The sequence below is a fragment of the Frigoribacterium sp. Leaf186 genome (assembly GCF_001423905.1).
Lineage (GTDB): Bacteria > Actinomycetota > Actinomycetes > Actinomycetales > Microbacteriaceae > Frigoribacterium.
In genome coordinates this window covers 336,937-358,761 of sequence record NZ_LMPQ01000010.1, presented here as the reverse complement: position 1 = coordinate 358,761, position 21,825 = coordinate 336,937, and the positions used below count along the sequence as shown (strand labels likewise).

The 21,825-nt window shown below is 67.1% G+C and carries 33 protein-coding genes; 32 read left to right on the top strand and 1 reads right to left on the bottom strand.

The features are described from left to right. Window positions 1-34: 34 nt before the first annotated feature. The 30 genes from rpsL (at window position 35) to map (ending at window position 19,699) form a co-directional block, all read left to right on the top strand. Complete coding sequence (gene rpsL / locus ASG05_RS08425; protein ID WP_043593380.1) at window positions 35-409, top strand: 30S ribosomal protein S12; 375 nt, start codon at window positions 35-37, stop codon at window positions 407-409. After that, window positions 409-879 carry a 30S ribosomal protein S7 gene (rpsG, locus tag ASG05_RS08420; RefSeq protein WP_055799861.1) on the top strand — a complete coding sequence of 157 codons (471 nt, stop codon included), beginning with the start codon at window positions 409-411 and terminating at the stop codon, window positions 877-879. Before rpsL ends, rpsG begins: the two co-directional genes overlap by 1 nt. 87 nt (window positions 880-966) lie before the next feature. After that, window positions 967-3,081: an elongation factor G gene (fusA, locus tag ASG05_RS08415; RefSeq protein WP_056259732.1), complete on the top strand. Its 2,115-nt coding sequence runs from the start codon at window positions 967-969 to the stop codon at window positions 3,079-3,081. Window positions 3,082-3,209: 128 nt separating this feature from the next. Next, complete coding sequence (gene tuf / locus ASG05_RS08410; RefSeq protein ID WP_056259730.1) at window positions 3,210-4,400, top strand: elongation factor Tu; 1,191 nt, start codon at window positions 3,210-3,212, stop codon at window positions 4,398-4,400. A gap of 126 nt (window positions 4,401-4,526) precedes the next feature. After that, window positions 4,527-4,739 (top strand): Rv0909 family putative TA system antitoxin, encoded by a 213-nt coding sequence (locus ASG05_RS08405; protein ID WP_056259729.1) that lies wholly within the window; start codon window positions 4,527-4,529, stop codon window positions 4,737-4,739. Between the two features lie 84 nt (window positions 4,740-4,823). Continuing rightward, window positions 4,824-5,816: a DNA topoisomerase IB gene (locus ASG05_RS08400; protein ID WP_056259728.1), complete on the top strand. Its 993-nt coding sequence runs from the start codon at window positions 4,824-4,826 to the stop codon at window positions 5,814-5,816. Between the two features lie 102 nt (window positions 5,817-5,918). Continuing rightward, entirely contained in the window at window positions 5,919-6,758 is an 840-nt protein-coding gene (locus ASG05_RS08395; RefSeq protein ID WP_157490140.1) for a DarT ssDNA thymidine ADP-ribosyltransferase family protein, read from the top strand. A gap of 396 nt (window positions 6,759-7,154) precedes the next feature. Beyond that, window positions 7,155-7,463 (top strand): 30S ribosomal protein S10, encoded by a 309-nt coding sequence (gene rpsJ / locus ASG05_RS08390; RefSeq protein WP_056259724.1) that lies wholly within the window; start codon window positions 7,155-7,157, stop codon window positions 7,461-7,463. Window positions 7,464-7,479: 16 nt separating this feature from the next. Then, window positions 7,480-8,130, top strand: coding sequence for a 50S ribosomal protein L3 (gene rplC / locus ASG05_RS08385; RefSeq protein WP_200936824.1), 651 nt, complete (start codon window positions 7,480-7,482; stop codon window positions 8,128-8,130). A gap of 3 nt (window positions 8,131-8,133) precedes the next feature. Next, window positions 8,134-8,796, top strand: a complete 663-nt coding sequence (rplD, locus tag ASG05_RS08380) for a 50S ribosomal protein L4 (protein ID WP_043593365.1) — start codon at window positions 8,134-8,136, stop codon at window positions 8,794-8,796. Next, window positions 8,793-9,092, top strand: coding sequence for a 50S ribosomal protein L23 (rplW, locus tag ASG05_RS08375; RefSeq protein ID WP_056259719.1), 300 nt, complete (start codon window positions 8,793-8,795; stop codon window positions 9,090-9,092). Before rplD ends, rplW begins: the two co-directional genes overlap by 4 nt. A gap of 18 nt (window positions 9,093-9,110) precedes the next feature. Continuing rightward, window positions 9,111-9,950 carry a 50S ribosomal protein L2 gene (gene rplB / locus ASG05_RS08370; RefSeq protein ID WP_056259718.1) on the top strand — a complete coding sequence of 280 codons (840 nt, stop codon included), beginning with the start codon at window positions 9,111-9,113 and terminating at the stop codon, window positions 9,948-9,950. Between the two features lie 12 nt (window positions 9,951-9,962). Next, the gene (gene rpsS / locus ASG05_RS08365; RefSeq protein ID WP_043593360.1) at window positions 9,963-10,244 is read left to right on the top strand and encodes a 30S ribosomal protein S19; all 282 of its coding nucleotides are present in this window, start codon (window positions 9,963-9,965) and stop codon (window positions 10,242-10,244) included. 25 nt (window positions 10,245-10,269) lie between these two features. Next, window positions 10,270-10,662, top strand: coding sequence for a 50S ribosomal protein L22 (gene rplV / locus ASG05_RS08360; RefSeq protein WP_056259716.1), 393 nt, complete (start codon window positions 10,270-10,272; stop codon window positions 10,660-10,662). Further along, complete coding sequence (gene rpsC, locus ASG05_RS08355; RefSeq protein WP_043593357.1) at window positions 10,662-11,441, top strand: 30S ribosomal protein S3; 780 nt, start codon at window positions 10,662-10,664, stop codon at window positions 11,439-11,441. Before rplV ends, rpsC begins: the two co-directional genes overlap by 1 nt. Before the next feature lie 2 nt (window positions 11,442-11,443). After that, window positions 11,444-11,863 carry a 50S ribosomal protein L16 gene (gene rplP / locus ASG05_RS08350; RefSeq protein WP_056259714.1) on the top strand — a complete coding sequence of 140 codons (420 nt, stop codon included), beginning with the start codon at window positions 11,444-11,446 and terminating at the stop codon, window positions 11,861-11,863. Continuing rightward, window positions 11,863-12,186, top strand: a complete 324-nt coding sequence (gene rpmC, locus ASG05_RS08345; RefSeq protein ID WP_056259712.1) for a 50S ribosomal protein L29 — start codon at window positions 11,863-11,865, stop codon at window positions 12,184-12,186. The genes rplP and rpmC overlap by 1 nt, the downstream gene beginning before the upstream one ends. Beyond that, window positions 12,186-12,482 carry a 30S ribosomal protein S17 gene (gene rpsQ / locus ASG05_RS08340; RefSeq protein ID WP_056259710.1) on the top strand — a complete coding sequence of 99 codons (297 nt, stop codon included), beginning with the start codon at window positions 12,186-12,188 and terminating at the stop codon, window positions 12,480-12,482. The genes rpmC and rpsQ overlap by 1 nt, the downstream gene beginning before the upstream one ends. Window positions 12,483-12,516: 34 nt before the next feature. Then, window positions 12,517-12,885 (top strand): 50S ribosomal protein L14, encoded by a 369-nt coding sequence (gene rplN, locus ASG05_RS08335; RefSeq protein ID WP_043593350.1) that lies wholly within the window; start codon window positions 12,517-12,519, stop codon window positions 12,883-12,885. A 3-nt stretch (window positions 12,886-12,888) separates the two neighbouring features. Beyond that, window positions 12,889-13,248 carry a 50S ribosomal protein L24 gene (gene rplX / locus ASG05_RS08330; protein ID WP_043593348.1) on the top strand — a complete coding sequence of 120 codons (360 nt, stop codon included), beginning with the start codon at window positions 12,889-12,891 and terminating at the stop codon, window positions 13,246-13,248. After that, window positions 13,248-13,835: a 50S ribosomal protein L5 gene (gene rplE, locus ASG05_RS08325; protein ID WP_056259708.1), complete on the top strand. Its 588-nt coding sequence runs from the start codon at window positions 13,248-13,250 to the stop codon at window positions 13,833-13,835. The genes rplX and rplE overlap by 1 nt, the downstream gene beginning before the upstream one ends. Before the next feature lie 141 nt (window positions 13,836-13,976). Continuing rightward, on the top strand, window positions 13,977-14,375 hold the full coding sequence (gene rpsH / locus ASG05_RS08320; RefSeq protein WP_043593344.1) for a 30S ribosomal protein S8: 399 nt from the start codon (window positions 13,977-13,979) through the stop codon (window positions 14,373-14,375). Between the two features lie 6 nt (window positions 14,376-14,381). Further along, window positions 14,382-14,918: a 50S ribosomal protein L6 gene (gene rplF, locus ASG05_RS08315; protein WP_043593343.1), complete on the top strand. Its 537-nt coding sequence runs from the start codon at window positions 14,382-14,384 to the stop codon at window positions 14,916-14,918. 2 nt (window positions 14,919-14,920) lie between these two features. Continuing rightward, a complete protein-coding gene (gene rplR, locus ASG05_RS08310) occupies window positions 14,921-15,292 on the top strand; it encodes a 50S ribosomal protein L18 (RefSeq protein ID WP_043593341.1) in 372 nt (123 codons plus the stop codon). Next, window positions 15,289-16,029, top strand: a complete 741-nt coding sequence (gene rpsE / locus ASG05_RS08305) for a 30S ribosomal protein S5 (protein WP_056259706.1) — start codon at window positions 15,289-15,291, stop codon at window positions 16,027-16,029. The genes rplR and rpsE overlap by 4 nt, the downstream gene beginning before the upstream one ends. Next, complete coding sequence (gene rpmD / locus ASG05_RS08300; protein ID WP_043593338.1) at window positions 16,029-16,214, top strand: 50S ribosomal protein L30; 186 nt, start codon at window positions 16,029-16,031, stop codon at window positions 16,212-16,214. Before rpsE ends, rpmD begins: the two co-directional genes overlap by 1 nt. Continuing rightward, on the top strand, window positions 16,214-16,849 hold the full coding sequence (gene rplO, locus ASG05_RS08295; protein ID WP_082486563.1) for a 50S ribosomal protein L15: 636 nt from the start codon (window positions 16,214-16,216) through the stop codon (window positions 16,847-16,849). Before rpmD ends, rplO begins: the two co-directional genes overlap by 1 nt. Window positions 16,850-16,921: 72 nt before the next feature. Next, complete coding sequence (gene secY, locus ASG05_RS08290; protein ID WP_056259704.1) at window positions 16,922-18,244, top strand: preprotein translocase subunit SecY; 1,323 nt, start codon at window positions 16,922-16,924, stop codon at window positions 18,242-18,244. Then, window positions 18,241-18,861 (top strand): adenylate kinase, encoded by a 621-nt coding sequence (locus ASG05_RS08285; protein ID WP_235491440.1) that lies wholly within the window; start codon window positions 18,241-18,243, stop codon window positions 18,859-18,861. The genes secY and ASG05_RS08285 overlap by 4 nt, the downstream gene beginning before the upstream one ends. A 4-nt stretch (window positions 18,862-18,865) precedes the next feature. After that, window positions 18,866-19,699 (top strand): type I methionyl aminopeptidase, encoded by an 834-nt coding sequence (map, locus tag ASG05_RS08280; protein ID WP_056259701.1) that lies wholly within the window; start codon window positions 18,866-18,868, stop codon window positions 19,697-19,699. Window positions 19,700-19,771: 72 nt separating this feature from the next. Here map and ASG05_RS08275 read toward each other — a convergent pair whose 3' ends face one another. Beyond that, window positions 19,772-21,049, bottom strand: a complete 1,278-nt coding sequence (locus tag ASG05_RS08275; RefSeq protein ID WP_082486562.1) for an LCP family protein — start codon at window positions 21,047-21,049, stop codon at window positions 19,772-19,774. A 218-nt stretch (window positions 21,050-21,267) separates the two neighbouring features. On the opposite strand from ASG05_RS08275, the gene infA reads away from it, so the two are divergent. Together infA and rpmJ are read left to right on the top strand one after the other, a co-directional pair. Further along, entirely contained in the window at window positions 21,268-21,489 is a 222-nt protein-coding gene (gene infA / locus ASG05_RS08270; protein ID WP_043593329.1) for a translation initiation factor IF-1, read from the top strand. Between the two features lie 68 nt (window positions 21,490-21,557). Further along, window positions 21,558-21,674, top strand: coding sequence for a 50S ribosomal protein L36 (gene rpmJ / locus ASG05_RS08265; RefSeq protein WP_043593327.1), 117 nt, complete (start codon window positions 21,558-21,560; stop codon window positions 21,672-21,674). Window positions 21,675-21,825 lie beyond the last annotated feature (151 nt).

Genomic DNA, 21,825 nt, shown 5'->3' with positions numbered 1-21,825 from the left:
AGAGAGCGACGTCGAGATCCGACGAGGAGAACCAGTGCCCACCATTCAGCAACTGGTCCGCAAGGGACGCACGCCGAAGGTCGTCAAGACCAAGGCCCCCGCCCTGCGGTCCAACCCCCAGCAGCGTGGCGTGTGCACGCGTGTGTACACCACCACTCCCAAGAAGCCGAACTCCGCGCTCCGCAAGGTCGCCCGTGTGAAGCTCTCGAACGGCACCGAGGTCACCGCCTACATCCCCGGCGAGGGCCACAACCTGCAAGAGCACTCGATGGTGCTCGTGCGCGGCGGTCGTGTGAAAGACCTCCCCGGCGTGCGCTACAAGATCGTCCGTGGCGCCCTCGACACCCAGGCCGTGAAGAACCGCAAGCAGGCTCGCAGCCTCTACGGTGCGAAGAAGGACAAGAAGTAATGCCTCGTAAAGGACCCGCGCCCAAGCGCCCTGTCGTCGCCGACCCGGTCTACGGTGCGCCGATCGTCAGCCAGCTCGTCAACAAGATCCTCCTCGACGGCAAGAAGGGCCTCGCCGAGCGCATCGTCTACGGTGCCCTCGCCGGCGTCTCCGCCAAGAACGACCAAGACGCGGTCGCCACGCTGAAGAAGGCGCTCGACAACGTGCGCCCCACGCTCGAGGTCCGCTCGCGCCGCGTCGGCGGTTCGACCTACCAGGTCCCCGTCGAGGTCAAGCCCCACCGCGCCAACACCCTGGCCCTCCGCTGGCTCACCAGCTACGCCAAGGCTCGTCGCGAGAAGACGATGACCGAGCGTCTCATGAACGAGATCCTCGACGCGTCGAACGGTCTCGGCGCTGCCGTCAAGCGTCGTGAAGACACGCACAAGATGGCCGAGTCGAACAAGGCCTTCGCGCACTACCGCTGGTAACCGGCACGAGGAGGCGCGGTGTGCGCACGACGCGCACCGCACCTCCTCGTCCCCCCAACTTCCCCACCTACCCCTTCGGAGGAACCCGTGGCACAGGACGTGCTCACCGACCTGAACAAGGTCCGCAACATCGGCATCATGGCTCACATCGATGCTGGCAAGACGACGACCACCGAGCGCATCCTGTACTACACGGGCATCACCCACAAGATCGGTGAGGTCCACGACGGTGCGGCCACGATGGACTGGATGGCGCAAGAGCAAGAGCGTGGCATCACGATCACCTCGGCGGCGACGACCTGCTTCTGGAACAAGAACCAGATCAACATCATCGACACCCCCGGTCACGTCGACTTCACGGTCGAGGTCGAGCGTTCGCTCCGCGTGCTCGACGGTGCCGTCGCCGTCTTCGACGGCAAGGAGGGCGTCGAGCCCCAGTCCGAGACCGTCTGGCGTCAGGCCGACAAGTACGACGTGCCGCGCATCTGCTTCGTCAACAAGATGGACAAGCTCGGTGCCGACTTCTACTTCACGGTCGACACGATCATCAACCGCCTCGGCGCCAAGCCGCTGGTGATGCAGCTCCCGATCGGTGCCGAGAGCTCGTTCGAGGGCGTCGTCGACCTGGTCGAGATGCGTGCCCTCACGTGGCGCGGCGACGCCAAGGGTGACGTCGAGCTGGGTGCGAAGTACGAGATCGAAGAGATCCCCGAAGACCTCAAGGAGAAGGCAGCGGAGTACCGCGCCAAGCTGCTCGAGACCGTCGCCGAGTCCGACGACGTGCTGCTCGAGAAGTACTTCGGTGGCGAAGAGCTCACGATCGCCGAGATCAAGGGCGCCGTCCGCAAGATGACGGTCAACTCCGAGCTCTACCCGATCTTCTGTGGTTCGGCCTTCAAGAACCGCGGCGTCCAGCCCATGCTCGACGCGGTCATCGACTACCTGCCCTCGCCGCTCGACGTGCCTCCGATGGAGGGCCACGACGTCCGTGACGCCGAGAAGATCATCATCCGCAAGCCCGAGTCGACGGAGCCCTTCTCGGCTCTCGCCTTCAAGGTCGCGGTGCACCCCTTCTTCGGTCGTCTGACCTACGTCCGCGTCTACTCGGGTTCGATCGAGTCCGGCGCCCAGGTCATCAACTCGACCAAAGACAAGAAGGAGCGCATCGGCAAGATCTTCCAGATGCACTCCAACAAGGAGAACCCGGTCGACAGCGTGACCGCCGGTCACATCTACGCCGTCATCGGGCTCAAGTTCACCACCACCGGTGACACCCTGTGCGACCCGGCCGAGCAGATCGTCCTCGAGTCGATGACGTTCCCCGAGCCCGTCATCGAGGTCGCGATCGAGCCGAAGACCAAGGCCGACCAAGAGAAGCTGTCGCTGGCCATCCAGAAGCTCGCCGAAGAAGACCCGACGTTCCGCGTCGAGCTCAACGCCGAGACGGGCCAGACGGTCATCAAGGGCATGGGCGAGCTCCACCTCGACATCCTGGTCGACCGCATGAAGCGCGAGTTCAACGTCGAGGCCAACGTGGGCAAGCCCCAGGTCGCGTACCGCGAGACCCTCAAGAAGGGCATCGAGCGCTACGACTACACCCACAAGAAGCAGACCGGTGGTTCGGGTCAGTTCGCCAAGGTGCAGATCGCGCTGGAGCCCTTCGAGGTCACGGCCGAGTCGACCTACGAGTTCGTCAACAAGGTCACCGGTGGCCGCATCCCCCGCGAGTACATCCCCTCGGTCGATGCCGGCATCCAGGACGCCATGCAGGTCGGCGTCCTCGCCGGGTACCCGACGGTGGGCGTCCGCGCCCTGCTGCTCGACGGTGCGGCGCACGACGTCGACTCGTCCGAGATGGCGTTCAAGATCGCTGGGTCGATCGCCTACAAAGAGGCGGCTCGCAAGGCCCAGCCCGTTCTCCTCGAGCCGCTCATGGCGGTCGAGGTCCGTACGCCCGAGGAATACATGGGCGACGTCATCGGCGACCTCAGCTCGCGTCGCGGGCAGATCTCGTCGATGGAAGACGCCAGTGGTGTGAAGGTCGTTCGGGCCAGCGTGCCGCTGTCGGAGATGTTCGGTTACGTCGGCGACCTGCGGTCGAAGACCTCGGGCCGGGCCGTCTACTCGATGACGTTCGAGTCGTACCAAGAGGTGCCCTCGGCCGTCGCCGAAGAGATCATCCAGAAGAACAAGGGCGAATAGTCCTGAACCGCGTGGTCGTCCGACGACCGCGTAACATGTACACACACCAATCCGCGGGGCGTCCGGTAGGCCGGGTCATCGACCCGGCCCCCGGCCGCACCGCAACCGAGTCCTGAGGAGGACCCACAGTGGCTAAGGCCAAGTTCGAGCGGACCAAGCCGCACGTCAACATCGGAACCATCGGTCACGTCGACCACGGCAAGACCACGCTGACCGCGGCGATCACCAAGGTCCTGCACGACAAGTACCCCACCCTCAACACGGCGTCGGCGTTCGACCAGATCGACAACTCGCCTGAAGAGAAGCAGCGCGGCATCACGATCAACATCTCGCACGTCGAGTACCAGACCGAGAAGCGCCACTACGCTCACGTCGACGCCCCCGGCCACGCCGACTACGTCAAGAACATGATCACCGGTGCCGCTCAGATGGACGGCGCGATCCTCGTCGTCGCCGCCACCGACGGTCCCATGCCCCAGACGCGTGAGCACGTCCTGCTCGCCCGCCAGGTCGGCGTGCCCTACATCGTCGTCGCGCTGAACAAGGCCGACATGGTCGACGACGAAGAGATCATGGAGCTCGTCGAGCTCGAGGTCCGCGAGCTGCTCTCGAGCCAGGAGTTCGACGGCGACAACGCCCCGATCGTCCAGGTCTCCGCTCTCAAGGCCCTCGAGGGTGACGAGAAGTGGGCCGAGACGGTCGCCGAGCTGATGAACGCCGTCGACGAGAACGTGCCCGAGCCCGTTCGCGCCACCGACCAGCCCTTCCTCATGCCCATCGAGGACGTCTTCACGATCACCGGTCGTGGCACCGTCGTCACCGGTCGTGTCGAGCGCGGTCAGCTCAACGTCAACGAAGAGGTCGAGATCGTCGGCATCCGCCCGACCGTCAAGACCACCGTCACCGGCATCGAGATGTTCCGCAAGCTGCTCGACTCGGCCCAGGCCGGCGACAACACCGGTCTGCTCCTCCGCGGCACCAAGCGCGAGGACGTCGAGCGCGGCCAGGTCGTCGTCAAGCCCGGTTCGGTCACGCCGCACACCGAGTTCGAGGCGAACGTCTACATCCTGTCGAAGGACGAGGGCGGCCGTCACAACCCGTTCTACGCGAACTACCGCCCGCAGTTCTACTTCCGCACCACCGACGTCACGGGTGTCATCACGCTGCCCGAGGGCACCGAGATGGTCATGCCCGGCGACACGACCGAGATCAGCGTCCAGCTGATCCAGCCGATCGCAATGGAAGCCGGTCTGCGCTTCGCCATCCGCGAGGGTGGCCGCACGGTCGGTGCCGGCACGGTCACCGAGATCAAGAAGTAGGTCCTGCTCACGCAGAATCGCTGATCCGACGAGAGAGGTCAGGCCCCCTGGGGGTCTGGCCTCTTTCGCGTTCCCGGTGCACGATGGACGTGACGCCGGACGGACCGGCGGCGACGGGAGGACGTCATGGCAGGCTTCGACGACATCACCAAGAAGGCCCAGGCCTTCCTGCAAGACGGCAAGGTGCAGGACGCGCTCAAGAGCGAGAAGGCAGAGGGCGTCAGCGACAACATCCTCGACGCCGTCGCGAACGCGGCCGACAAGGCCACGGGTGGCAAGCACACCGACAAGATCCAGCAGGCGAAAGAACAGGCCGACAAGAAGATCGGCAACCAGTAGGGCCCCCGGAGCCCCCGCCCGAGGGCGGGGGCTCCGCTGTACCCCGCCCAGCCCCCTCGGTGACGGGCGGTGTTCACTCGACCGATGCCGCGCCTCCGGAGGACCGACTCGAGCCGGCCCGGCCTCACCCGTGTGCGTGCCGGGCGCGGTTTCTCGTACCGCACCGCCGACGGCACGGCCGTGGCCCACACCGAGCTGCGGGGCCGCATCGAGCACCTGGCCATCCCGCCGGCCTGGACCGACGTCTGGATCTCTCCGTACGACAACGGGCACATCCAGGCCACCGGGCTCGACGCCGCCGGACGTCGTCAATACATCTACCACCCCACCTGGCGGGAGCAGAAGGACCGCATCAAGTTCGACCGTGCCCTGGCCCTCGCCGAGTCGCTGCCGACGGCACGACGGTTCGTGACCCGTGACCTGCGCGCCACGGGTGCCGGACGCGACCGCGTGCTCGCCGCGGCCTTCCGCATGCTCGACACCGGGTCGCTACGCGTCGGGTCCGAGCGCTACGCGCAGGAGCACGGCAGTCACGGGCTGTCGACGCTGCTCTGCGCACACGCCACCGTCTCGGGTGACACCGTCGCGCTGGCGTTCCCCGGCAAGAGCGGTCAGGACTGGGACTCCGACATCCGGGACGCCGACCTCGCGGCCGTCGTCCGCAGCCTGAAGCGGCGCGGTGGGCGGGCCCGGTTGCTCGCGTGGAAGTCCGAGGTCGGGGGAGCGGAGGAGGCGCGCGCGGCCTGGCACCCGCTGCGAGCGACCGAGATCAACGAGTACGTGAAGGAGCGCGCCGGCGACGAGTTCACCGCGAAGGACTTCCGCACGTTGCACGGCACCGTCGCCGCCGCCGTCAGCCTGGCCCGCTCCGGGCCGCAGGCGTCGGCCTCCCGCCAGTCGAGGTCGTTGGCGCAGGCGATGCGCGACGCCGCCGACGTCCTCGGCAACACCCCGGCCGTCGCCAAGTCGTCGTACGTCGATCCGCGGCTCGTCGACGCGTACCGACACGGCGAGACCATCGATCCGGCGCGCGTGCACGCCGCCGAGTCGGAGGTCAGGGCGCTGCTCTTCAGGTGAGGGGCCGGGCTCGTCGGAGCCTCCCGGTCTCGTGACGGTCACCGGCGTGACGTAACCTAGAGGGTCGCGTCCCGTTCGGGTCGCCCGAAAGGAACAACTGCAGTGACTGACGAGTGCATCCACGGATTCGAGCGAGAGTTGTGCGACATCTGCGCTCCCCGCAAGCGGGAGGGCGCCGCGGACGGCATGCCCTCGGCCGCCGCACGGTCGGTCACCACGCGCCGCCGCCCCTCCAACCGCAAGCCGGAGTCGCTGCGCAGCACCCCGGCCCTGGCTCGTGACTCGGCCGCCGTCGCCGTGGCGGCCCAGTCGGCCGCCGCGCCGGTCCCCGAGTTCTCGACGCAGCGTGCCTACCACTGGACCCACGTCTCGAACCTGCCCGCCATCCTCGAGGCCGGAGCTCTGCTGGCCGGTGCGACGCCCGCGCTCGACGTGAGCTCCGAGGCGACCCGCGCACTGCGGGCCTCGGTCACGACCGCCTCCGGTCAGCCCGTCGCCGCCCACGTGCCGTTCTCGCTGTCGCCCCACGCGACGGCATGGGACGCCGTGCGGACCGGCGCCGAGGGCTACGAGTGGTCCGACGCGGCCCGTCAGGCTCGTGCCATCGACTTCGTCATGCTCGTCGTGCCCGTGGCCTCGCTCGGCGACGACTTCGTCGTGACCGAGGGCGACGCCGCTGTCGAGGGCGTCCGCGCCGCCGCCGGGCTCGACGACGCGTCGTCGATGGTGCGTCGCTTCAGCCTCAAGGACCCCGACCTGCTCGGCCCCGAGGTGCTCGTCCCCGAGTCGGTCCCCTTCTCGTCGGTGACGCTCGTGGGCGTGCCCAACGACAAGGTCCGCGACGCCGTGAAAGAGACGCTCGCCGACCTGGGTGACGCCGCACCGCGAGTGGCCGTCTACCCGCCGTGGTTCCGCCCGGCGCCGGTCGTCGACGCGATCTGAGATCCGCGACACGCCCGGGTTGCAGCAAATGCAGGCGTGTGGCAAAATCGTCTAGTTCAACATTCCGAGCCCGGCCTCAGCGCCGGGTGTCGGATCACTGCCAGGCAGTGCACAGACGCAAGGCGTCTGGGCCGCGGGTAGCAGGACGCATCTCACAACGAAACCACCGCCGTGGCCACGGCCGCGGTGAACCGGGGCGAAGCCCTGGGCGCAGGTGGCGGTGGCGAAGATGGCCCTCCCCGGGTCCTTCCTCGCGGGCACCGGCCGGTTTCGGCAGATGGATCGACACAAGAACAGCGGTACGCGAGAGACACGTAGTGCCAACAGATGTTCGCCCAGCGAACAGCGTCAGGCGGCCCCCGAGGTGCGCGACGTCCGAACGAGAGAGAGTCACACATGGCGGGACAGAAGATCCGCATCCGACTTAAGTCGTACGACCACGAGGTCATCGACTCTTCCGCGCGCAAGATCGTCGACACGGTCACCCGCGCGGGCGCTACGGTCGTCGGCCCCGTGCCGCTTCCGACCGAGAAGAACGTGGTCGTCGTGATCCGTTCGCCCCACAAGTACAAGGACTCGCGCGAGCACTTCGAGAAGCGCACGCACAAGCGCCTCATCGACATCGTCGACCCGACGCCGAAGGCCGTCGACTCGCTCATGCGTCTCGACCTGCCTGCCGACGTCAACATCGAGATCAAGCTGTAGGGGGGCGACCATGACCATCAGCACCACCAAGAACGTCAAGGGCCTGCTCGGCAAGAAGCTCGGCATGACCCAGGTCTGGGACGAGAACAACAAGCTCGTCCCCGTCACCGTCGTCGAGATCGCTCCGAACGTCGTGACCCAGCTCCGCTCGCTCGAGAAGGACGGCTACACCGCCGTCCAGATCGCGGCCGGCCAGATCGACCCCCGCAAGTCGAACAAGCCCGCCACGGGTCACTTCGACGCCGCGGGCGTCACGCCCCGCCGTCACCTCACCGAGGTCCGCACCGCCGACGCCGCCGAGTACTCGCTCGGCCAAGAGCTCACGGTCGACACTTTCGAGGCCGGCCAGAAGGTCGACGTCGTCGGCACCTCCAAGGGCAAGGGCTTCGCCGGTGTCATGAAGCGTCACAACTTCAAGGGCGTCAGCGCCTCGCACGGTGCGCACCGCAACCACCGCAAGCCCGGTTCGATCGGCGCCTCCTCGACTCCCAGCCGTGTCTTCAAGGGCATGCGCATGGCCGGTCGCATGGGTGGCGAGCGCGTCACCATCCTCAACCTCACGGTGCACGCCGTCGACGCCGAGAAGGGTCTGCTGCTCGTCAAGGGCGCCGTCCCCGGTGCTCGTGGCCGCATCGTTTTCGTCCGCACCGCCGTGAAGGGGAAGTAGCTCATGGCCACCACTACCGCATCGGCCGCTTCGGTCGACGTCGTCGACGCCAAGGGCCAGAAGACCAGCACGGTCGAGCTCCCCGTCGAACTGTTCGACGTCGTCACGAACGTCCCGCTCATCCACCAGGTCGTCGTCGCCCAGCAGGCCGCCGCACGTCAGGGCACGCACAAGACCAAGCGTCGCGGCGAGGTCTCCGGCGCCGGCCGCAAGCCGTTCAAGCAGAAGGGCACCGGCCGCGCCCGTCAGGGTTCGATCCGCGCTCCTCAGATGACCGGCGGTGGCATCGTCCACGGTCCGCAGCCCCGTGACTACGCCCAGCGCACCCCCAAGAAGATGATCGCCGCAGCCCTGCTCGGTGCGTTGTCCGACCGTGCCCGTGGCGCCCGCGTCCACGTCGTCGAGAGCTTCGTCGCCGACTCGATCTCGACCAAGGTCGCCCTCGAGCTGCTCGCGTCGATCGCCTCGAGCAAGCACGTGCTGATCGTCACCGACCGCGACGACACGCTGACGCTCAAGAGCGTCCGCAACGTGCCCACGGTCCACGTGATCACGTTCGACCAGCTGAACGCCTACGACGTCCTCGTCAGCGACGACATCGTCTTCACGAAGAGCGCCTTCGACGGCTTCGTCGCCTCGAAGACCAAGAAGGAGGCCACCGCATGACCGGCTACGGAAAAGACCCCCGCGACGTCATCATCGCGCCCGTCGTCTCCGAGAAGAGCTACTCCCTGATCGACCAGGGCAAGTACACCTTCCTCGTGGACCCGCGTTCGAACAAGACCGAGATCAAGCTCGCCATCGAGAAGATCTTCGACGTCAAGGTCGACAGCATCAACACGCTCAACCGAACGGGCAAGACCCGTCGCACCCGCTTCGGCACCGGCAAGCGCAAGGACACCAAGCGCGCCATCGTCACGCTGAAGTCCGGTTCCATCGACATCTTCACGGCTGTCGGCTAGGGAGCAGAGGCATAAATCATGGCAATTCGTAACTACAAGCCCACGACCCCGGGTCGCCGCGGTTCGTCGGTCGCCGACTTCGCGGAGATCACCCGGTCGACGCCCGAGAAGTCGCTGCTGCGCCCCCTCTCGAAGTCCGGCGGTCGCAACAACGCCGGTCGCATCACGACCCGTCACATCGGTGGTGGACACAAGCGCCAGTACCGTGTCATCGACTTCCGTCGCAACGACAAGGACGGCGTCAACGCCAAGGTCGCGCACATCGAGTACGACCCCAACCGCACGGCTCGCATCGCGCTCCTGCACTTCCTGGACGGCACCAAGCGCTACATCATCGCGCCGAACAAGCTGAAGCAGGGCGACGTCGTCGAGTCGGGTCCCGGCGCCGACATCAAGCCCGGCAACAACCTGCCGCTCAAGAACATCCCGGTCGGTACCGTCATCCACGCCATCGAGCTCAAGCCCGGTGGCGGCGCGAAGATGGCCCGCTCGGCCGGCGCTTCGGTGCGTCTCGTCGCCAAGGACGGCCCCTACGCGCAGCTGCGTCTGCCGTCGGGCGAGGTCCGCAACGTCGACGCCCGCTGCCGCGCCACGATCGGCGAGGTCGGCAACGCCGAGCAGTCGAACATCAACTGGGGCAAGGCCGGCCGCATGCGCTGGAAGGGCGTCCGCCCGACCGTCCGTGGTGTCGCGATGAACCCCGTCGACCACCCGCACGGTGGTGGTGAGGGCAAGACCTCCGGTGGACGCCACCCGGTCAGCCCGTGGGGCCAGAAAGAGGGCCGCACGCGTCACCCCAACAAAGAGAGCGACAAGCTCATCGTCCGTCGTCGTAACGCTGGCAAGAAGCGTAAGTAGGAGTTGTAGAAGATGCCACGCAGTCTTAAGAAGGGCCCCTTCGTTGACGACCACCTGCTTCGCAAGGTCGTCTCGCAGAACGAGGCCAGCACCAAGAACGTCATCAAGACCTGGTCGCGCCGATCGATGATCGTCCCCAACATGCTGGGGCACACCATCGCCGTGCACGACGGACGCAAGCACATCCCCGTGTTCGTGACCGAGAGCATGATCGGCCACAAGCTCGGTGAGTTCGCGCCCACCCGCACCTTCCGTGGTCACGTGAAGGACGACAAGAAGGGTCGTCGCCGCTAACGCGGCGACGTGAAGGAGGAGAGAAATGGTGGAGTCGATCGCACGCGTGCGTCACATCCGCGTCACCCCCATGAAGGCCCGTCGTGTCGTCAACCTGATCCGCGGCAAGCAGGCCACCGAGGCACTGGCGATCCTGAAGTTCGCACCCCAGGGCGCCAGCGAGCCCGTCTACAAGCTCGTCGCCTCGGCCATGGCCAACGCACGGGTCAAGGCGGACGCCTCGAACAGCTACCTCGACGAGCAGGACCTGTACGTCAGTCGTGCATTCGTCGACCAGGGCGCCACCCTCAAGCGGTTCCAGCCGCGTGCACAGGGCCGCGCCTTCAAGATCCTGAAGCGCACCAGCCACATCACGATCGTCCTCGCGACGCCGGATGAGGTCGAGGCTGCCGACGCTACGAAGAAGGCGAGCAAGTAATGGGCCAGAAGGTCAACCCGTACGGCTTCCGTCTGGGCATCACCACCGACCACGTGTCGCGGTGGTTCACCGACAGCACCAAGCCGGGACAGCGTTACAGCGACTACGTCGCCGAGGACGTCAAGATCCGCACCCTGCTCAAGACCTCGCTCGACCGCGCCGGCGTGGCCAAGATCGAGATCGAGCGCACCCGTGACCGCGTCCGCGTCGACATCCACACCGCCCGTCCGGGCATCGTGATCGGTCGTCGTGGCGCCGAGGCCGAGCGCATCCGCGGCGACCTCGAGAAGCTCACGAGCAAGCAGATCCAGCTGAACATCCTCGAGGTCAAGAACCCCGAGGCCGAGGCCCAGCTCGTCGCCCAGGGCATCGCCGAGCAGCTCGCTGCTCGCGTGGCGTTCCGTCGTGCGATGCGCAAGGGGCTCCAGGGCGCTCAGCGTGCCGGCGCCAAGGGTGTCCGCATCCAGGTGTCCGGTCGTCTCGGCGGCGCCGAGATGAGCCGCTCCGAGTTCTACCGCGAGGGCCGCGTCCCCCTGCACACGCTCCGCGCCAACATCGACTACGGCTTCTACGAGGCCAAGACCACCTTCGGTCGCATCGGTGTCAAGGTCTGGATCTACAAGGGCGACATCACCAACAAGGAGCTCGCGCGCGAGCAGGCGAACCAGAAGTCGTCTCGCCCCGAGCGCCGCAACGACCGTGACGGCGCCCGCCGCGGCGGGGGCGACCGCGCTCCCCGCGAGCAGAAGGCACCCGCCACCACAGGAGCTGAGGCGTAACCATGCTTATCCCCCGTCGTGTCAAGCACCGCAAGCAGCACCACCCCGGCCGTACCGGCCAGGCCACTGGTGGCACCAAGGTCAGCTTCGGTGAGTACGGCATCCAGGCCCTCACGCCCGCTTACGTGACCAACCGTCAGATCGAGTCCGCTCGCATCGCCATGACGCGTCACATCAAGCGTGGCGGAAAGGTGTGGATCAACATCTACCCCGACCGTCCGCTCACGAAGAAGCCCGCCGAGACCCGCATGGGTTCCGGCAAGGGCTCGCCCGAGTGGTGGGTCGCGAACGTCAAGCCGGGTCGCGTGCTCTTCGAGCTCAGCGGCGTGAGCGAGGAGATCGCCAAAGAGGCGCTCACTCGCGCAATCCACAAGCTGCCCCTCAAGGCACGCATCATCAAGCGCGAGGAGGGCGACGCATAATGGCGATCGGTTCCAAGGAGCTCCGTCCTGTCGAGCTCGACACATTCGAAGACGAGCGTCTCGTCGATGAGCTGAAGAAGGCGAAGGAAGAACTCTTCAACCTCCGCTTCCAGTCGGCCACCGGCCAGCTCGAGAGCCACGGCCGCCTGCGTGCCGTGAAGCGCGACATCGCTCGCATCTACACGGTCCTGCGTGAGCGCGAGCTCGGCATCCGTGCCACCCCCGCCCCGGTCGAGGCGGCCCCCAAGGCCGCCAAGAAGTCGACCAAGAAGGCTGACAAGCCGGTCGAGACGGCCGACGAGACCGCCGAGGAGAGCAAGTAATGGCCACCGAGAACAAGACCGAGGTCGACTCGGCTGCCGTCGAGGTCCGCGGCTACCGCAAGACGCGTCGCGGTTACGTGACCAGCGACAAGATGGAGAAGACCATCGTCGTCGAGGTCGAGGACCGCGTGAAGCACCCCCTGTACGGCAAGGTCATCCGCCGCACGTCCAAGGTCAAGGTCCACGACGAGGCCAACGCGGCCGGCGTCGGCGACCTCGTCGTGATCAGCGAGACCCGTCCGCTCAGCGCCACGAAGCGCTGGCGCCTGGTCGAGATCCTCGAGAAGGCGAAGTAGGCCTCGCGGCCTGCTTGCGTAGAAGGAGACACAAGTGATTCAGCAAGAATCCCGCCTCAAGATCGCGGACAACACCGGGGCGAAAGAGATCCTCACCATCCGTGTGCTCGGTGGCTCCGGCCGTCGTTACGCCGGCCTGGGTGACGTCATCGTCGCCACGGTGAAGGACGCCATCCCCGGTGGCAACGTGAAGAAGGGTGACGTCGTCAAGGCCGTCATCGTTCGCACCAAGAAAGAGGTCCGTCGTCCGGACGGCTCTTACATCAAGTTCGACGAGAACGCCGCAGTGATCCTGAAGGCCGACGGAGACCCCCGCGGAACCCGCATCTTCGGACCGGTCGGTCGCGAGCTCCGCGACAAGAAGTTCATGAAGATCATCTCGCTGGCGCCGGAGGTTATCTAAGTCATGGCAAACATCAAGAAGGGTGACCTCGTGCAGGTCATCACCGGTGCCTCGCAGGCCCGCGGCGGAGACCGTGGCAAGCAGGGCAAGGTCCTCGAGGTGCTGGTTGAGCGCAACCGCGTGGTCGTCGAAGGCGTGAACTTCGTCACCAAGCACGTTCGCGTCGGTCAGACGCAGCGCGGCTCCAAGACGGGTGGCATCGAGACCCACGAGGCACCGATCCACGTCTCGAACGTCGCCGTAGTCGACCCCAAGACCAAGAAGCCGACCCGCGTCGGCTTCCGCGAAGAGACGGTCACCAAGGACGGCGTGTCCAAGACCGTTCGCGTCCGTTACGCCAAGAAGTCTGGTGAGAACCTCTGATGACCGACACCACCACGCAGGCTGGTACGAGCCAGCCGCGGCTCAAGGCCAAGTACCGCGCCGAGATCCTCCCGCAGCTGAAGTCGGACTTCGGCTTCACGAACGTGCACCAGGTGCCCGGACTCGTGAAGATCGTCGTCAACACCGGTGTCGGCGAGGCCGCTCGCGACAGCAAGATCATCGACGGTGCCATCAAGGACCTCACGGCCATCACAGGCCAGAAGCCCCAGGTCACCAAGGCACGCAAGTCCATCGCGCAGTTCAAGCTGCGTGAGGGTCAGCCCATCGGTGCGCACGTCACGCTTCGTGGCGACCGCGCCTGGGAGTTCCTCGATCGTCTGCTCTCGCTGGCGCTGCCGCGCATCCGCGACTTCCGCGGTCTCAGCGACCGCCAGTTCGACGGCAACGGCAACTACACCTTCGGTCTCAACGAGCAGAGCATGTTCCACGAGATCGACCAGGACCGCATCGACCGCGTCCGTGGCTTCGACATCACCGTCGTCACGACCGCCAAGAACGACGACGAGGGTCGCGCGCTGCTCAAGGCGCTGGGCTTCCCGTTCCGTTCGGCCGACTCGGCCAACTAAGATCGTCCGGTCGGCAACTCTCTCGTAGGGTTGCCGGCCGTTCCCCTGAGGTCGACGAGAACCGCTCGTCGACCAATCGATCGCCCAGGTCGGCACCCGGTGTACCGGATGTCGAAACCGGACGAGAAAGTGACAAACCGCATGACGATGACAGATCCGGTCGCAGACCTGCTGACCAGACTGCGCAACGCGAACTCGGCTTTCCACGAGACCGTGTCGCTCCCGAGCAGCAAGCTCAAGTCCCACATCGCCGAGATCCTCAAGCGTGAGGGTTTCATCGAGTCGTGGAAGGTCGAAGACGCCCGCGTGGGCCAGACCCTCACGATCGACCTCAAGTACGGCCCCGCCCGTGAGCGCTCCATCAAGGGCATCAAGCGCGTGTCGAAGCCGGGCCTCCGCGTCTATGCCAAGTCGACCGAGATCCCCCAGGTGCTCGGCGGCCTCGGCGTCGCCATCCTGTCGACTTCCTCCGGTCTGCTGACCGACCGTGAGGCCCAGAAGAAGGGCGTAGGCGGAGAAGTCCTCGCCTACGTGTGGTAACTCGTCATGTCTCGAATCGGAAGACTCCCCATCTCGATCCCTGCCGGGGTCGACGTGAAGATCGACGGCCAGGCCGTCAGCGTCAAGGGCCCCAAGGGTGAGCTGTCGCTCGTCGTCAAGAGCCCCATCGAAGCCAAGATCGAAGAAGGCACGGTCGTCGTGACCCGTCCGGACGACGAGCGCGAGTCGCGTTCGCTCCACGGCCTCACGCGCACCCTCATCGCCAACCAGATCATCGGCGTCACCGAGGGCTACACCAAGGGCCTCGAGGTCGTCGGAACCGGCTACCGCGTCCAGGCCAAGGGCTCGAACGTCGAGTTCGCCCTGGGCTACTCGCACCCCATCACCGTCGAGCCGCCCGCGGGCATCAGCTTCACGGTCGAGGGCAACAACAAGCTCACCGTCGTCGGGATCGACAAGCAGGCCGTCGGCGAGATGGCTGCCAACATCCGCAAGCTGCGCAAGCCCGAGCCCTACAAGGGCAAGGGTGTCCGCTACGCCGGCGAGGTCGTCCGCCGCAAGGCCGGAAAGTCAGGTAAGTAATCATGGGTCTCGGTACACGAGGAAAAAGCAAGTCGGCTGCCACCAAGCGCCGTCACACCCGCCTGCGCAAGAAGGTCGTGGGCACCGAAGAGCGCCCCCGTCTCGTCGTCACCCGTTCGGCCCGGCACGTCTTCGTGCAGGTCGTGGACGACAGCAAGGGCTTCACCGTCGCCAGCGCATCGACCCTCGAGGCCGACCTGCGCACGTTCGACGGTGACAAGACCGCGAAGTCCCGCAAGGTCGGCGAGCTCGTCGCCGAGCGCGCGAAGGCCGCGGGCATCGAGGCCGTCGTGTTCGATCGCGGCGGCAACAAGTACGCCGGACGCGTCGCGGCCATCGCCGAAGGCGCCCGAGAGGCTGGTTTGAACCTGTGAGCGACGCTACGAACACCACTCCCCCCGCAGAGGGCGAAGCGACCAAGGCACCGGCCGAGGCCGTCGTCGAACGTCCCGTCGAGACCGCTGCCGGCTCGGAGTCCAACAACCGCGAGGGTGGTCGCACCGACCGCCGTGGCGGCCAGGGTCGCGGAGACCGCAACCAGGGCGGCCGCGGACGCGGCGACCGTGACGACAAGAGCCAGTTCCTGGAGCGCGTCGTCACCATCAACCGCGTCTCGAAGGTCGTCAAGGGCGGTCGTCGCTTCAGCTTCACCGCGCTCGTCGTCGTCGGTGACGGCAACGGCCTCGTCGGTGTCGGCTACGGCAAGGCCCGCGAGGTCCCCACGGCCATCAGCAAGGGCGTCGAAGAGGCCAAGAAGAACTTCTTCCGCGTCCCGCGCATCGGCAACACGATCCCGCACCCCGTGCAGGGTGAGGCCGCTGCCGGCGTCGTCATGCTGCGTCCGGCCTCGGCCGGTACCGGTGTCATCGCCGGTGGTCCCGTCCGCGCCGTGCTCGAGTGCGCCGGCGTGCACGACGTCCTGAGCAAGTCGCTCGGTTCGTCGAACACGATCAACATCGTCCACGCCACGGTCGAGGCGCTGCAGCAGCTCGAAGAGCCCCGCGCAGTCGCCGCCCGTCGTGGACTCGACATCGACGCTGTCATGCCGGCCTTCATGGTCCGTGCCGAGCAGGCAGCTCGTACCGCCGCGACCGAGAAGGCAGGTGCCTGATGGCCGCCAACCTCAAGGTGACCCAGATCAAGTCCGTAATCAGCGAGAAGCAGAACCAGCGTGACACGCTGCGGAGCCTGGGCCTCAAGCGCATCGGCCAGTCGGTCGTTCGCGAGGACACCAAGCAGAACCGCGGCTACGTCAACACGGTCGCCCACCTCGTGAAGGTCGAGGAGATTGACTAATGGCTGACGAGAAGAACGAGGCCGCCGCGAAGGCCGCCCCGAAGAAGGCCGCCGCCCCCAAGGCGACGACCACCAAGGCTGCTGCCTCCAAGGCAGCCGCCAAGAAGCCGGCTGCCGAGAAGGCCGCCGCGTCGACGGGTTCGACCACCAAGGCCGCTCCCGCCTCGACGACGTCCTCCGACGACGTCGCGCGTCCCCAGGTGCTCAAGGTGCACCACCTTCGTCCGGCTCCCGGTGCCAAGAAGGCGAAGACGCGCGTCGGCCGTGGTGAGGGCTCGAAGGGCAAGACGGCCGGTCGTGGCACCAAGGGTCAGAAGGCCCGGTACCAGGTCAAGGTCGGTTTCGAGGGTGGCCAGATGCCGCTCCACATGCGCACTCCGAAGCTGCGCGGGTTCAAGAACCCGTTCCGCGTCGAGTACCAGGTGGTCAACCTCGAGAAGCTCAACGAGCTGTACCCGCAGGGTGGTGACGTCACCGTCGGTGACCTCGTCGCCAAGGGTGCCGTCCGGAAGAACGAGAAGGTCAAGGTCCTCGGGCAGGGCGACCTGAGCGTCGCGCTCACCGTCGCGGTCGACAAGGTCTCCGGTTCCGCCGAAGACAAGATCGTCGCCGCCGGCGGGTCCGTCAGCAAGTAAAAATCACCTGAGGGGGTGGTCCGCCAGGGCCACCCCCATCAGTCGTCTATCCTTCATACCGGGAGGCCCCACGTGTTCAGAGCTGTCGCGCGCATCATGCGCACCCCCGACCTGCGTCGCAAGATCGGGTTCACGCTCGGCATCATCGCGCTCTTCCGGCTGGGTAGCTTCATCCCCGCGCCGTTCGTCGACTACCAGAACGTCCAGGCCTGCCTCGCCGGCAACCAGGGCACGTCGGGTCTCTACGAGCTCGTCAACCTGTTCAGCGGCGGCGCCCTGCTGCAGCTGTCGGTCTTCGCGCTGGGCATCATGCCCTACATCACGTCGTCGATCATCGTGCAGCTGTTGCGCGTGGTCATCCCGCACTTCGACACCCTGTACAAAGAGGGCCAGTCCGGGCAGGCGAAGCTCACGCAGTACACGCGGTACCTCACCATCGCCCTGGGCGTCCTGCAGTCGACCACCCTGATCACCGTGGCACGTTCCGGTGCCCTCTTCGGTTCGTCCGGCATCGCCGAGTGCAGCCAGCTCATCACGAACGACGCCTGGTACGCCGTGATGCTGATGGTCGTCACCATGACCGCCGGCACCGGCCTCATCATGTGGATGGGTGAGCTCATCACCGAGCGCGGCATCGGCAACGGCATGTCGCTGCTGATCTTCACGTCGATCGCCGCTCGCTTCCCGACCGCCCTCTGGAGCATCGCCCAGTCGCGCAGCTTCGAGATCTTCCTGCTCGTGATCGCCGTCGGTCTGGTGATCATGGCGCTCGTGGTCTTCGTCGAACAGTCGCAGCGGCGCATTCCCGTCCAGTACGCCAAACGCATGGTCGGGCGGCGGACGTACGGCGGCAACAACACCTACATCCCGATCAAGGTCAACATGGCGGGCGTCGTGCCGGTCATCTTCGCCTCGTCGTTGCTCTACCTGCCTGCCCTGGTCGCCCAGTTCAACCAGCCCTCCGATGGCACGGCTCCGCCGGCCTGGGTCAGCTGGGTGCAGGCGAACCTCACCTCGGGCGACAACCCGCTCTACATGGTGCTGTACTTCGCGCTCATCGTCGGGTTCACGTACTTCTACGTCGCGATCACCTTCAACCCCGAAGAGGTCGCCGACAACATGAAGAAGTACGGCGGGTTCATCCCCGGCATCCGTGCCGGCCGCCCCACGGCCGAGTACCTCGACTACGTGCTGACCCGCGTCACCCTGCCGGGTGCCCTGTACCTCGGCATCATCGCACTCATCCCGCTGATCGCCCTCGCCACCGTCGGTGCCAACCAGAACTTCCCCTTCGGAGGCGCGAGCATCCTGATCATCGTCGGCGTCGGCCTCGAGACGGTCAAGCAGATCGACTCGCAGCTGCAGCAGCGTCACTACGAGGGCCTGCTCCGATGAGTGCGGCTGAGATGCGACCCAGCCCGCGCCTCCTGATCGTCGGCCCTCCCGGGGCCGGCAAGGGCACGCAGGCGGTCGCCATCGCCGAGTCGCTGGGAATCCCGGCGATCTCGACGGGTGACATCTTCCGGGCCAACGTCAAGAACGAGACCGAGCTCGGCGTGAAGGTCAAGGCCATCCTCGACGCCGGGGACTACGTGCCCGACAGTCTCACGAACGAACTCATCTCCGACCGGCTGTCGCAGCCCGATGCGTCCGAGGGCTTCTTGCTCGACGGGTACCCGCGCACCCTGCAGCAGGTCGAGTTCCTCGACGAGCACCTCGCCGAACAGGGCCAGGCCCTGACCACCGTGGTCCAGCTCGTCGCCGACCGAGACGAGATCGTCGAGCGCCTGCAGCGCCGTGCGGTCGAGCAGGGCCGTTCGGACGACACCGAGGACGCCATCCGCCACCGTCAAGACGTCTACCTGCGCGAGACCGCCCCGCTGATCGACACGTACCGTGACCGCGGCCTGCTGGTCGAGGTCGACGGGCTCGGCAGCGTCGACGAGGTCGCCGGGCGCATCGAGACTGCCCTGGCCCACCGCGGCTTCTCGCCCGTCGCCTCGGCGTCCTGACCTCGTGGCGTTCCGCCGCTCCGGTGTCTACAAGACACCCGACGAACTCCGTCGGCTCGTCCGACCGGGCCTCCTGACGTCGGCGTCGCTCGACGCCGTGGCCGCCGCCGTGCGCCCCGGGGCGTCGACCCTCGAGCTGGACGCCGTCGCCGAGGCCGTGATCCGAGAAGGCGGCGGCGAGCCGAACTTCATGCTGGTGCCGGGTTACCGGCACACGGTGTGCGCGTCGGTCAACGACGAGGTCGTCCACGGCATCCCCGGTCCGCGGGTGCTGGTGCCCGGTGACCTCGTGTCCGTCGACAGCGGCGCCCAGTTCGAGGGCTGGAACGGCGACAGCGCCCGCACCTTCGTGCTCGACGACCCCGATCGACCCGACGTGGTCGCCGAGCGGCGCCGGTTGAACGACGTGACCGAGGCATCGCTCTGGCACGGCATCGCCGCCCTGGCCTCCGCGTCCCACCTCAACGAGGTCGGCGCCGCGATCGAGGACCACATCGACTCGCAGGGCGACTTCGGCATCGTCGAGGACTACACCGGTCACGGCATCGGGCGGTCCATGCACGAAGACCCTCCCGTCTTCAACTACCGCGTCCGCGGTCGCGGCCCCGCCGTGCGTCCGGGCCTCGTGATCGCCATCGAGCCCATGGTCACGACCGGCGGCATCGACACCCTCACACACGACGACGAGTGGACGGTCAGCACGCGCGACGGGTCGCTGGCCGCGCACTGGGAGCACTCCGTGGCGGTGCACGCGGACGGCATCTGGGTGCTCACGGCAGACGACGGTGGTGCGGCCGGCCTGGCGCCGCTGGGCGTGACGCCCGTCCCGATCGCCTGAGCCGCGCCTCCTCATCCCCTGGGGTGCGGTCGATGAGGTCGCCGGCCGTGAGGCCGGGAGGCGCGGGCCGGCTCAGCGGGACGAACCGACGCTGCAGGTCGCCTCGGCGGCCGATTGCCCCGTGATGGTCGACGGCAGGGTGGTCGTCGGCGCCGTGGTCGCCGCCGGGTCGACCGGCGCCCCAGAGGCGGAGGCGGAGTCGGAGGGCGAGGCGGTCTGGGCAGGCACGGCGGGCGTCGTCGTCTCGGCCGGCGCCGTGCCGTCCGAGACCGAACCCCGCCCGGCGCTGTCGTCGCCGAGCACGAACTTCTCGTCGGCGTTGAGGGCGGCGTTGAGGGCGGCCGCGTCGGTCGTGGACTCGACGACCCGGTTGGGGTCACGCGGATCGTCGACGACCGGGTACTGGACGAACACGATGCCCGCCGGCTGGATGTCCTTGAGGGCCAGTGCCAACCGGACGAGGGTGTCGGGGGAGCCGAGGCTCGACGACAGCGTCATGTTGCTCAGTGCGGCGGAGGCCAACTTGTAGAGCGTGGTCACGTCGCCCAGCGTTCCGCCCGAGATGATCTTGCGCATCATCGACGACAGGAAGACCTGCTGAGAGCTGATGCGGGCGATGTCGCTGCCGTCGCCCACGCCGTGCCGGGTGCGGAGGAACGCGAGGGCCTCGGCGCCCTGCAGGGTGTGGGTGCCCGCGGTGAGGTCGATGCCCGAGTCGGTGTCGCGGATGGTGCGCGTCACACAGACGTCGACGCCGCCGATGGCGTTCGACATCTCGATGACGCCGTCGAAGGTGATCGTGCCCGCGTAGGGGACGGCGAGACCGGTGAGGGTCTCGACGGTCTTGACGGTGCACGACAGCCCGCCGCGGCCGAGCGTCGTGTTGAACTGCACGTGGTCCTCGGCCGGATACACCTGGCCGTCGTCGCCCACGCACTCGGGCACGTCGATCATCAGGTCACGGGGGAAGCTCACGGCCGTCAGCTGGGTGTGGTCCGCCGAGAGGTGGGCCAGGATCGTCACGTCGTTGCGCACGCCGTCCACCTCGCCCGCGTCGACCTGGCTGCCGTCGTCCCGTTCGTCGCTGCCCACCAGCAGGATGTTGGCGCCGCCCTCGATCGCCGAGATGTCGACCCCCTGCACGTCGTCCTCGTTGCCGAGCGAGACGGTCTGCACCCCGGAGGTCGCCGTCCGGACGGCGATCGCCGCGACGGACGCCCCGCTCACGAGGACCACGGCCGTGGCACCGGCGACGAGCCCGAGCAGCATGCGGCCGGGCCCGCGGCGACGAAGGCGACCGTGGCGGGCGACGCCTCGGGGCGAGGAGGCGGTGGTCGGGCGTTCAGGCATGGTGCTCCCGGCAGTCGTGGTCGGCACCCGGGTGCACGACGGGCGGGGTGGCCGGCGGCGGTCGTCGGATGCTCCGGCGTGTCGGGTTGACCGGCCGGGTTGCTGAACTATACCGGCATCGCATAAGATCGACCTTTGGTGTTCCGTGTGCGTTTCCGCGCGCCTGGGCACCGCATCCCCGCACGACCAACACCCCTATTCTTAGCGACAGTGAGGCTATGGCCAAAAAAGACGGTGTCATCGAAATCGAAGGCGCAGTGATCGAAGCTCTGCCCAACGCGATGTTCCGCGTTGAGTTGACCAACGGACACAGGGTCCTCGCGCACATCTCCGGAAAGATGCGGCAGCACTACATCCGCATCCTCCCCGAAGACCGTGTGATCGTGGAGCTCAGCCCCTACGACCTGACCCGCGGCCGGATCGTCTACCGCTACAAGTAGGGCGTGCTGGAAAGGAACGGCCCCACGCACCCGTGGGGCACGAAGCCAGCGAGATCAAGGAATCAGCAATGAAGGTCAACCCCAGCGTCAAGCCCATCTGCGAGCACTGCAAGGTCATCCGCCGCAAGGGCAACGTCATGGTCATCTGCAAGAGCAACCCGCGCCACAAACAGCGCCAGGGCTGACTCGACCGCCGCGCAGGCGGCGTGCCGATGCCGACCCGGCCAGCCCGGGTCACTCCGCAACACCATCCCAGCAGCACCAGAACTCGTCACGTCCGCCCTCGGGTGGTCGGAGGCGGGGGACACCCCGGGTCGGAGGCCCGGGCACCGGTGC

Bases quoted from the DNA above. Each gene is read 5' to 3' on its own strand.
- rpsG (WP_055799861.1), top strand. From the start codon at position 409: ATGCCTCGTAAAGGACCCGCGCCCAAGCGCCCTGTCGTCGCCGACCCG.
- ASG05_RS08405 (WP_056259729.1), top strand. From the start codon at position 4,527: ATGGCAGGCTTCGACGACATCACCAAGAAGGCCCAGGCCTTCCTGCAA.
- ASG05_RS08400 (WP_056259728.1), top strand. From the start codon at position 4,824: ATGCCGCGCCTCCGGAGGACCGACTCGAGCCGGCCCGGCCTCACCCGT.
- rpsJ (WP_056259724.1), top strand. From the start codon at position 7,155: ATGGCGGGACAGAAGATCCGCATCCGACTTAAGTCGTACGACCACGAG.
- rplD (WP_043593365.1), top strand. From the start codon at position 8,134: ATGGCCACCACTACCGCATCGGCCGCTTCGGTCGACGTCGTCGACGCC.
- rplW (WP_056259719.1), top strand. From the start codon at position 8,793: ATGACCGGCTACGGAAAAGACCCCCGCGACGTCATCATCGCGCCCGTC.
- rplB (WP_056259718.1), top strand. From the start codon at position 9,111: ATGGCAATTCGTAACTACAAGCCCACGACCCCGGGTCGCCGCGGTTCG.
- rpsS (WP_043593360.1), top strand. From the start codon at position 9,963: ATGCCACGCAGTCTTAAGAAGGGCCCCTTCGTTGACGACCACCTGCTT.
- rplV (WP_056259716.1), top strand. From the start codon at position 10,270: ATGGTGGAGTCGATCGCACGCGTGCGTCACATCCGCGTCACCCCCATG.
- rpsC (WP_043593357.1), top strand. From the start codon at position 10,662: ATGGGCCAGAAGGTCAACCCGTACGGCTTCCGTCTGGGCATCACCACC.
- rplP (WP_056259714.1), top strand. From the start codon at position 11,444: ATGCTTATCCCCCGTCGTGTCAAGCACCGCAAGCAGCACCACCCCGGC.
- rpmC (WP_056259712.1), top strand. From the start codon at position 11,863: ATGGCGATCGGTTCCAAGGAGCTCCGTCCTGTCGAGCTCGACACATTC.
- rpsQ (WP_056259710.1), top strand. From the start codon at position 12,186: ATGGCCACCGAGAACAAGACCGAGGTCGACTCGGCTGCCGTCGAGGTC.
- rplX (WP_043593348.1), top strand. From the start codon at position 12,889: ATGGCAAACATCAAGAAGGGTGACCTCGTGCAGGTCATCACCGGTGCC.
- rplE (WP_056259708.1), top strand. From the start codon at position 13,248: ATGACCGACACCACCACGCAGGCTGGTACGAGCCAGCCGCGGCTCAAG.
- rpsH (WP_043593344.1), top strand. From the start codon at position 13,977: ATGACGATGACAGATCCGGTCGCAGACCTGCTGACCAGACTGCGCAAC.
- rplF (WP_043593343.1), top strand. From the start codon at position 14,382: ATGTCTCGAATCGGAAGACTCCCCATCTCGATCCCTGCCGGGGTCGAC.
- rplR (WP_043593341.1), top strand. From the start codon at position 14,921: ATGGGTCTCGGTACACGAGGAAAAAGCAAGTCGGCTGCCACCAAGCGC.
- rpmD (WP_043593338.1), top strand. From the start codon at position 16,029: ATGGCCGCCAACCTCAAGGTGACCCAGATCAAGTCCGTAATCAGCGAG.
- rplO (WP_082486563.1), top strand. From the start codon at position 16,214: ATGGCTGACGAGAAGAACGAGGCCGCCGCGAAGGCCGCCCCGAAGAAG.
- ASG05_RS08285 (WP_235491440.1), top strand. From the start codon at position 18,241: ATGAGTGCGGCTGAGATGCGACCCAGCCCGCGCCTCCTGATCGTCGGC.
- ASG05_RS08275 (WP_082486562.1), bottom strand. From the start codon at position 21,049: ATGCCTGAACGCCCGACCACCGCCTCCTCGCCCCGAGGCGTCGCCCGC.
- infA (WP_043593329.1), top strand. From the start codon at position 21,268: ATGGCCAAAAAAGACGGTGTCATCGAAATCGAAGGCGCAGTGATCGAA.
- rpmJ (WP_043593327.1), top strand. From the start codon at position 21,558: ATGAAGGTCAACCCCAGCGTCAAGCCCATCTGCGAGCACTGCAAGGTC.